General features: G+C 34.0%; 8 protein-coding genes. All 8 read right to left on the reverse strand.

Annotated elements, in window-relative coordinates:
* Window positions 1–91 precede the first annotated feature (91 nt).
* Entirely contained in the window at window positions 92–1,120 is a 1,029-nt protein-coding gene (locus ABUA27_RS11400; protein ID WP_022424402.1) for a D-alanine--D-alanine ligase family protein, read from the reverse strand.
* A gap of 4 nt (window positions 1,121–1,124) precedes the next feature.
* Entirely contained in the window at window positions 1,125–2,468 is a 1,344-nt protein-coding gene (locus ABUA27_RS11405) for a UDP-N-acetylmuramoyl-tripeptide--D-alanyl-D-alanine ligase (RefSeq protein ID WP_349820745.1), read from the reverse strand.
* Between the two features lie 78 nt (window positions 2,469–2,546).
* Window positions 2,547–3,785, reverse strand: a complete 1,239-nt coding sequence (locus tag ABUA27_RS11410; protein ID WP_349820746.1) for a DUF5050 domain-containing protein — start codon at window positions 3,783–3,785, stop codon at window positions 2,547–2,549.
* Window positions 3,786–4,061 (reverse strand): hypothetical protein, encoded by a 276-nt coding sequence (locus ABUA27_RS11415; protein WP_129981125.1) that lies wholly within the window; start codon window positions 4,059–4,061, stop codon window positions 3,786–3,788.
* A 128-nt stretch (window positions 4,062–4,189) separates the two neighbouring features.
* Window positions 4,190–4,396 (reverse strand): helix-turn-helix domain-containing protein, encoded by a 207-nt coding sequence (locus ABUA27_RS11420; protein WP_129981126.1) that lies wholly within the window; start codon window positions 4,394–4,396, stop codon window positions 4,190–4,192.
* A complete protein-coding gene (gene whiA, locus ABUA27_RS11425; RefSeq protein WP_129981127.1) occupies window positions 4,396–5,340 on the reverse strand; it encodes a DNA-binding protein WhiA in 945 nt (314 codons plus the stop codon). The genes ABUA27_RS11420 and whiA overlap by 1 nt, the downstream gene beginning before the upstream one ends.
* 15 nt (window positions 5,341–5,355) lie before the next feature.
* A complete protein-coding gene (rapZ, locus tag ABUA27_RS11430; protein ID WP_022424408.1) occupies window positions 5,356–6,204 on the reverse strand; it encodes an RNase adapter RapZ in 849 nt (282 codons plus the stop codon).
* A gap of 78 nt (window positions 6,205–6,282) precedes the next feature.
* Window positions 6,283–7,264, reverse strand: a 982-nt coding sequence (gene trxB / locus ABUA27_RS11435) for a thioredoxin-disulfide reductase (protein ID WP_349820747.1), incomplete at its 5' end; no start/stop codon positions are given.

The raw sequence follows: 7,264 nt of genomic DNA on the forward strand, positions 1-7,264 counted from the left end.
ACAGTAACTATATTATCATATACTCTTCAAATTTAAAAGAAAAGACTGTTAACATTTAGTTTGTCAACAGTCTGAGATGTCTTTCGACATCTTATCTCTGTAATGCAAGCTTGATTAATTCATCAATAAGAGCTGGTGTATCTAGTCCTGCATCTTTCATTAATTGAGGATACATAGAGATATTAGTAAAGCCAGGCATAGTATTGATTTCGTTTAAATAAACGTTTCCTGTATCGTTATCATAGAAGAAGTCACATCTAGCTAGACCTGTACCATCTACTGCCTTAAATGCCTTCACAGCAGCCTGTCTGATATAATCCTGGATAGACTGATCTACTCTTGCAGGAATGCATGTTGCACTCTGTTCATCTTCATATTTAGATTCATATGTATAGAATTCACCATGAGGTAAAATCTGTCCTACACGTGATGCACTGATATCATCATTACCAATGACAGCACATTCTAATTCTGTCGCATTAATAGCTTTTTCTACAACAACATGACGGTCATAAGATGCTGCTTCATGAAGTTTTGGTAGTAAATCAGTTAAAGTATTAACCTTATAACAGCCTACACTTGAGCCAGAACGGCTAGCCTTTACAAAGCAAGGGAATCCTAAGTGTGTATAGATTTCCATTTCTACATTAAAGCTTTCTCTACCTTCATTATCTACTACAACTAATTTATCATCATATCTCTTCTTGACATATAGAGAAGGCACCTGGGGAATATTAGCCTGATCAAATAGTTTCTTTGCATAGATCTTATCCATTGCAGTACAAGATGCCATCACACGGCATCCAACATATGGCACCTGAGCCATTTCTAATAAGCCCTGGATAGTACCATCTTCACCAAACTGTCCATGTAATACTGGGAATACAACATCAAATGATTTTAGGAAAGTGAAATGATCATTGATCTTTGTAGCACCTTCTAACCAGTTATCACTAGAGAAATCAGTAGAAACTAAATCATACCATTCTCCTTCTTTTGTAATACCTGCAACTTTAATATCATATTTACTCTTATCACAATTTTTATAGATATTCACACATGACATACGGCTAACAGCATGTTCTGTAGACTGTCCACCACATACTAATAATAACTTCATCTTATTAATTATTCTCCTTTAAATCATTAATGACTTCTTTTAAATGCATACCATTAGAAGCCTTGACTAGAACAACATCATTTTCTTCTAGACATTCCTGCAAATAAGCACTTAAAGAGGCATTATCATCAAAATGATAAGCAAGGCCTGGTTTTGCTTTATTTACTTCGTCTGAAATATAACGCGCAGCAGGTCCTACAGTCAAGACTAAATCAATATTCTTTTTAAATAAATGTGCACCTACAGCACGATGAAGCGTTTCTTCATAATCACCAAGTTCTAACATATCCCCTAATACTGCAATTTTACGACCTGCATAGCCTGATAATACATCAATACTTGATTTCATAGAATCAAGATTCGCATTATACGTACCATCAATCACACGGATATGACGATCAAGTGTTAAGATATCATTTCTATTCTTAGTGAGTTCAAATGTTTCAATACCCTTGATACATTTTTCCATTGGAATATCTAATAATAAACCAACCTGAATCGCAATTAATGCATTGAAGATAAAATGAACACCTGGTACATAGACTCTTACATCATAATCCTGCCCATCTACTTTTACTCTAAATGATGACATATCTTCATTCAAGATAATATCAGTTGCTTTTAAGTCTGCTTCACTTTCAATACCAATTGTTTTTAAAGAGATTCCTTCAGGATGGACAGTAGATAGTAAATCATTGTCGTTATTGACTACTAAAGTACCATGATTCATACCATGTATGATTTCCATCTTGGCCTGTAAGATATTTTCTCTTGAACCAAGTTCACCAATATGTGCTGTACCAATATTTGTGATTGCTGCAATGTCAGGTAATGCAATCTTAGTTAAATAATCGATTTCTTCTAAATGGTTCATACCCATTTCAATAACCATAACTTCTTCACCATTATAACGAAGAATAGTTAAAGGTAAACCAATATTATTGTTGTAGTTACCCTGTGTTTTTAATGTTGTATATTGTTGGGAAATAACACTTGCAATCATATCTTTAGTACTTGTTTTCCCTGCTGAACCAGTGATTCCTACAACCTTTGCATTTGAATGAACACGTACATAACGTGCTAAATCACCTAATGCCTTCATTGTATCTTCTACTAGAATCACATTGTGTACATCATCTTCTATAGGATGACTTGTCAAAGTGGCTGTTGCACCATTTTCAAAAGCCTGTGGGATATAGTCATGCCCATCTTTAATACCTACTAGAGGGATATATAGGTTTCCTGGCTGAATAACACGTGTATCCTGTGTAAAGCCATTCACCTGGTCATCTAAGTGACCATTTAAGAGTTTTCCGTTTGTTGCCTCAATAATTTCGCTTATTAACATATAATCATCTCCATTTTTTACCCACCCATTATAGCATAAATCTTATATACAAAAAAAGACACTGAAGTGAATCAGTGCCTAATTATCAAATATCACTGCATACTTTGTATTAGAAGTGTTTACAACTTTCCAATCCTGATTATCTTTCACAAATAGATGATCATTCACAATCTGCATACCACCGATACGATGTGACTGGAATTGATATACTGCAGTTGGTTCTTTCTTTTCAAAATCTAGACGATACATCTTTACATCATTACCAACATAATAGATTGCTTCATCACTCACCACAAACATAGAATAACCAATATCATTTAAAATAATCTGGGATTCTTTTGTTTGCACATTCACTCTACCAATTGTCATTTTAGGTGTAGTGAAATATAGGTAACCATCTCTATAGACCGAACCATAAACTTGTTCATTATAAATAGCATCTGTGGCTTTAGTAGTCATATTATAAGAAATAATAGAACTCTTACCAGTTAGATAAATAATATCTCCATTAAAGTTCATATTGTAGATATGTTCATCTAAAAGTTTAGTAGATGTTTTATCTGAAATATCATAAACATATAAACTTTCATTATCACTATCATTCTGATAATAGAGCTTATTATCATGATAAGTCATATAGAATGCAGAAACATCCTGTAATGTTTCAGTCTTTTCTGTCTTTGTATCAAGAACACAGATATGATGATCTTTATCTGTAAAATAAAGCTTTTCTCCGACAAGATTTAAATAAGTCGCATACTTAACATCATATGTCTTTACGACATTCATATCTTTATCTAATTTAACGAGCTGGTTATCCCTATTAGACATAAAAATATAGTGATCATTGGCTGCCACCGATCCATCATTAGATAAATTAGAATATTGTTCAGTATCTGTTGTTTTCTTAAGACTAAAGACAGAAGACATTGTTTCTGTTATTTCTGAAGTACTCGAATTACCATCTGCCCATTTAATATTATCAGAATGATTCAAATAATACTGTGCACCGGTAGTCGCAAGTATTAAGACAAGTACTGATATAATAACTACTTTCCAGTTAATCTTACGTGATACCTTTTCCGGTTCATATGTTTTTTCTTCTTCATGATAAATACGTGATGTAGGAATAAAAGACCCTTGAGGACGACGTGATGTTGAAGCAGCTCCTAATGGTTTTCCACAATAAGAACAGAACTTCGCATGAGGAATGTTCTGATGACCACAATGAGGACATTTATCATCTAGCGGTGTACCACAATAGGGACAGAAATGTGACCCTTCTGGGATTTCTTTATGACATGTAGGACAAATCATTTAGTTGTCATCTCCAGTCTTTTCTTCATCTACAACCTTATATTCTACATCAATGATATCAGGATTATCATTACGTGATGAAGACTGAGATTGATATTGAGATGAATATTGTGATTGTGCTTCTTCATACTGTTTTCTGATTTTCTTTAATTTAAAATATTTCCAGATTTCATAAACAATAAACATAATCAATAAGAAAGGCCATGCATAAGCAATAATGTTTAAGAATACAGATAAAACTAGAAATATAATTATAAAATAGATTAGTGCATCCATATATTTTTTCTCCTTTAAGTGTCGTCATTATATGTTTCTATTGTAAACAAATGATGAACTCACAGAAATTATACCAATTTCAAACAAAAAATAGAAGATGCCTTAGACATCTTCTAAAATTTCACATATCAGTAGTTAAAAAGGTCTTTAAGAGCAATACCTAAGCCCTTCGCAAATTGATCAATGGCTTTAAGACTCACATTTCTAGTACCTCTTTCTACATCAGAAATATAATTCTTAGAAAGATGACATCTAAATCCTAGTTCTTCTTGAGAGATTCCCTGCTGCATTCTTAATTCCTTAATACGCATTCCAAATCTTTCTGTGACAGTCATTATTCTTCCTCCATCTGACGAAGACGTGCAGCTTCTTCTTTGATTTTCTTAAAACGATGGTGAAGACCAGATTTAGAAATTGTCTGACCTGTCTTATTAAAATACACATCTGCTAGTTCATTAAGTGTAAGTTCTGGGTTTTCTAAACGAATCTGTGCTACATCCGCAGTTTTAGAATCTAGAATTTCTATGCCTGCTTTATCAATCACATAAGCAATATCTTCAATCTGTTTTGCACTCGCTGTCATAGCCTTCATTTCATTCGCAATATCGCAATTATTCCATCTATTGACAGTATTAGCCATAGAACGGTCAATACGTGTTGTTTCAAATTCCATAACAGAAGTAGAAGCACCTATAGCACGTAAGAAGTCTCCTATTCTTTCTGCAGATTTCATATAGATAACATAACGATTACGTCTCTTGATCACATGCGCATTTAAACCATAGCTATTCAACATAGTTTCAATATATTGTGCAAGAGGTTCATCCTGTACACTCATCTCTAAATGATAATTAGATGTATCGGGGTTATTGACTGATCCACTTGCAAGAAATATACCTGCAAGATAAGCTCTTCTTGTGCGATCATCATATAAAATTTCATCAGAAGGTAACATAGTAAATCCTAGACCTTCTAATAAATGAAGATCTTCTAGTATTTCTCTTGCCTTTGAAACCTTAAGAAGATAAACATTATTCTTCTTAAGCTTCATCATCTTTTTTACTTTAAATTCAATTGAAGGTGCATAAAGTTCTTTAAGAAGTTTATGCATCTTTGACGCTATTTTTGCGTTTTCTGTACGGATCAGGAGAGAGAGTCCCTGTCCTAACATCAGTGTTCCATTGGTTTTTAATAACGCACAAAGAATCGCTTTTGAACAGTCATGATCAAACTCATTAAATACGATCTCTTCCTTTACTTTTCTTGAAAACGACAACATTTCTTTTCACATCCTCTAGTGGTCAGCATCACGATGCCACTTATATACTTTATAATATTTCTTATAATGGTCTGCAAGGAAATTAGTTAATGTGACAGAACGGTGCTGGCCACCTGTACAGCCAATACCGACAATCAATTGCATTTTTCCTTCTTTTTCATATTCTTTCAATAAATAATCATAGTAAGACAAAGTCCTTTTAATAAATTCCTGAGTTTCAGGTTTTTCCATAACATAGTCATAGACTTCCTTATCATTTCCTGTCTTATTTCTAAGTTCAGGAATATAGAAAGGGTTTGGTAGGAATCTTACATCAAGAAGTAAATCAGCATCCTTAGGAATACCGAACTTATATCCAAATGATACAAAAGACACACGGAATACTTCTCCTGTTTCATGATAGAAAGATGCTTCTAGTCTATCCTGTAAAGCTGTACGCTTTAATAGAGTTGTATCAATGATTAAATCAGCCTGTGTCTTAATCTGTTCATATTCCTGGCGTTCTAATTCAATAGAGTCATAAAGTGTATTGGCTTTATTCATAATCATCATTGGATGAGAACGTCTTGTCTGCTTATAACGCTTTAAGATTTCCATATTTTCACAATCTAAGAATACAACAGTCAAATTGATCCAATCCATATTCGTTAATTCACGAATTGCCTGAAGTGCATCTCCTAGATAGATTCCCATCGCAATCTTGCCACCTAAAGTTTCATCTAATAAATAATCTCCAAACTGTTCAAGTAGTGCAACTGGATAGTTATCGATACAATAATATCCCATATTTTCAAATATAGCCATGGCAGTAGATTTACCTGCACCTGACATACCAGTAACTAATACAACTTCTACATTCTTCATAGACTTATATCCTCCTCAACCTCATCTATTATAACATACAATCATAAGGGTATAAAGCATTCAAAAAGAGAACTATCATTAGTTCTCTTCAACAAACTTAGCAGCATATTGTCCAGCAATTGCACCATCATTTGCCGCTGTGACAACCTGTCTTAATGTCTTTGTTCTGACATCACCAATCGCAAATATTCCAGGAATTTTTGTTTCCATATGTTCATCAACATCAATATAACCCTGTTCATTTGTGATGCCTAAATCCTTCACAAAATCAGTGACTGGATCTAAACCAATAAATGGGAAAATACCCTGTACATAAAGGTTTTCTAGTTCTTTTGTATCACTATCTTCTAGTTCTAAGCCTTTTAATGTATCATCTTCTACAATTAAAGCATGTGGCTTCTTTTTGAAGTGGAATTCAATCTTTTCATTATTCAGTGCTTTCTTCACTAGATAATCATCTGCGCGGAAGACATCACGTCTCATAATAATATGAACCTTTTCTGTAATACCAGCAAGATAGATTGATTCTTCAATCGCACTATTGCCTCCACCAATGACAGCAACTTCTTTTCCTCTAAAGAATGGTCCATCACAAACAGCACAATAAGAAATACCTTTACCTGTCATTTCATCTTCTAAGTGTAGTCCCATTTTTCTTTCTTTAGTTCCTGTCGCAATGATCACTACGCGAGCTTCTAGTTCTTCTTTAGAAGTAATAACCTTCTTATAGTCACCTTCATCTACAATAGATTTCACTTCTGTCATCTTTAACTGGGCACCGAAGTTAAGAGCCTGTTCATACATATCATATGCAAGCTGAGGACCCATCATCTCTTTTATTCCTGGATAGTTTTCGATGTGAGCTGTTAAGTTTAATTTACCACCTGGTGCACCTGATTCAATAATAGTCACATCAGCACCTGCACGACTTGCATAGAGTGCAGCAGTGAGTCCTGCTGGCCCACCACCAATAATTATAATATCTTTCATAATTTCCTCCATTTCCCCGCGCCTTCGTTGCGCGGACACAAATATATAACCAAACTCAAATCCCCCAAAA

Source organism: Catenibacterium sp. RTP21428st1_D7_RTP21428_210409 (assembly GCF_040227455.1).
Lineage (GTDB): Bacteria > Bacillota_I > Bacilli_A > Erysipelotrichales > Coprobacillaceae > Catenibacterium > Catenibacterium mitsuoka_A.

Coding starts and splice junctions, on each gene's coding strand:
- ABUA27_RS11400 (WP_022424402.1), bottom strand. CDS start 1,120: ATGAAGTTATTATTAGTATGTGGTGGACAGTCTACAGAACATGCTGTT.
- ABUA27_RS11405 (WP_349820745.1), bottom strand. CDS start 2,468: ATGTTAATAAGCGAAATTATTGAGGCAACAAACGGAAAACTCTTAAAT.
- ABUA27_RS11410 (WP_349820746.1), bottom strand. CDS start 3,785: ATGATTTGTCCTACATGTCATAAAGAAATCCCAGAAGGGTCACATTTC.
- ABUA27_RS11415 (WP_129981125.1), bottom strand. CDS start 4,061: ATGGATGCACTAATCTATTTTATAATTATATTTCTAGTTTTATCTGTA.
- ABUA27_RS11420 (WP_129981126.1), bottom strand. CDS start 4,396: ATGACTGTCACAGAAAGATTTGGAATGCGTATTAAGGAATTAAGAATG.
- whiA (WP_129981127.1), bottom strand. CDS start 5,340: ATGTTGTCGTTTTCAAGAAAAGTAAAGGAAGAGATCGTATTTAATGAG.
- rapZ (WP_022424408.1), bottom strand. CDS start 6,204: ATGAAGAATGTAGAAGTTGTATTAGTTACTGGTATGTCAGGTGCAGGT.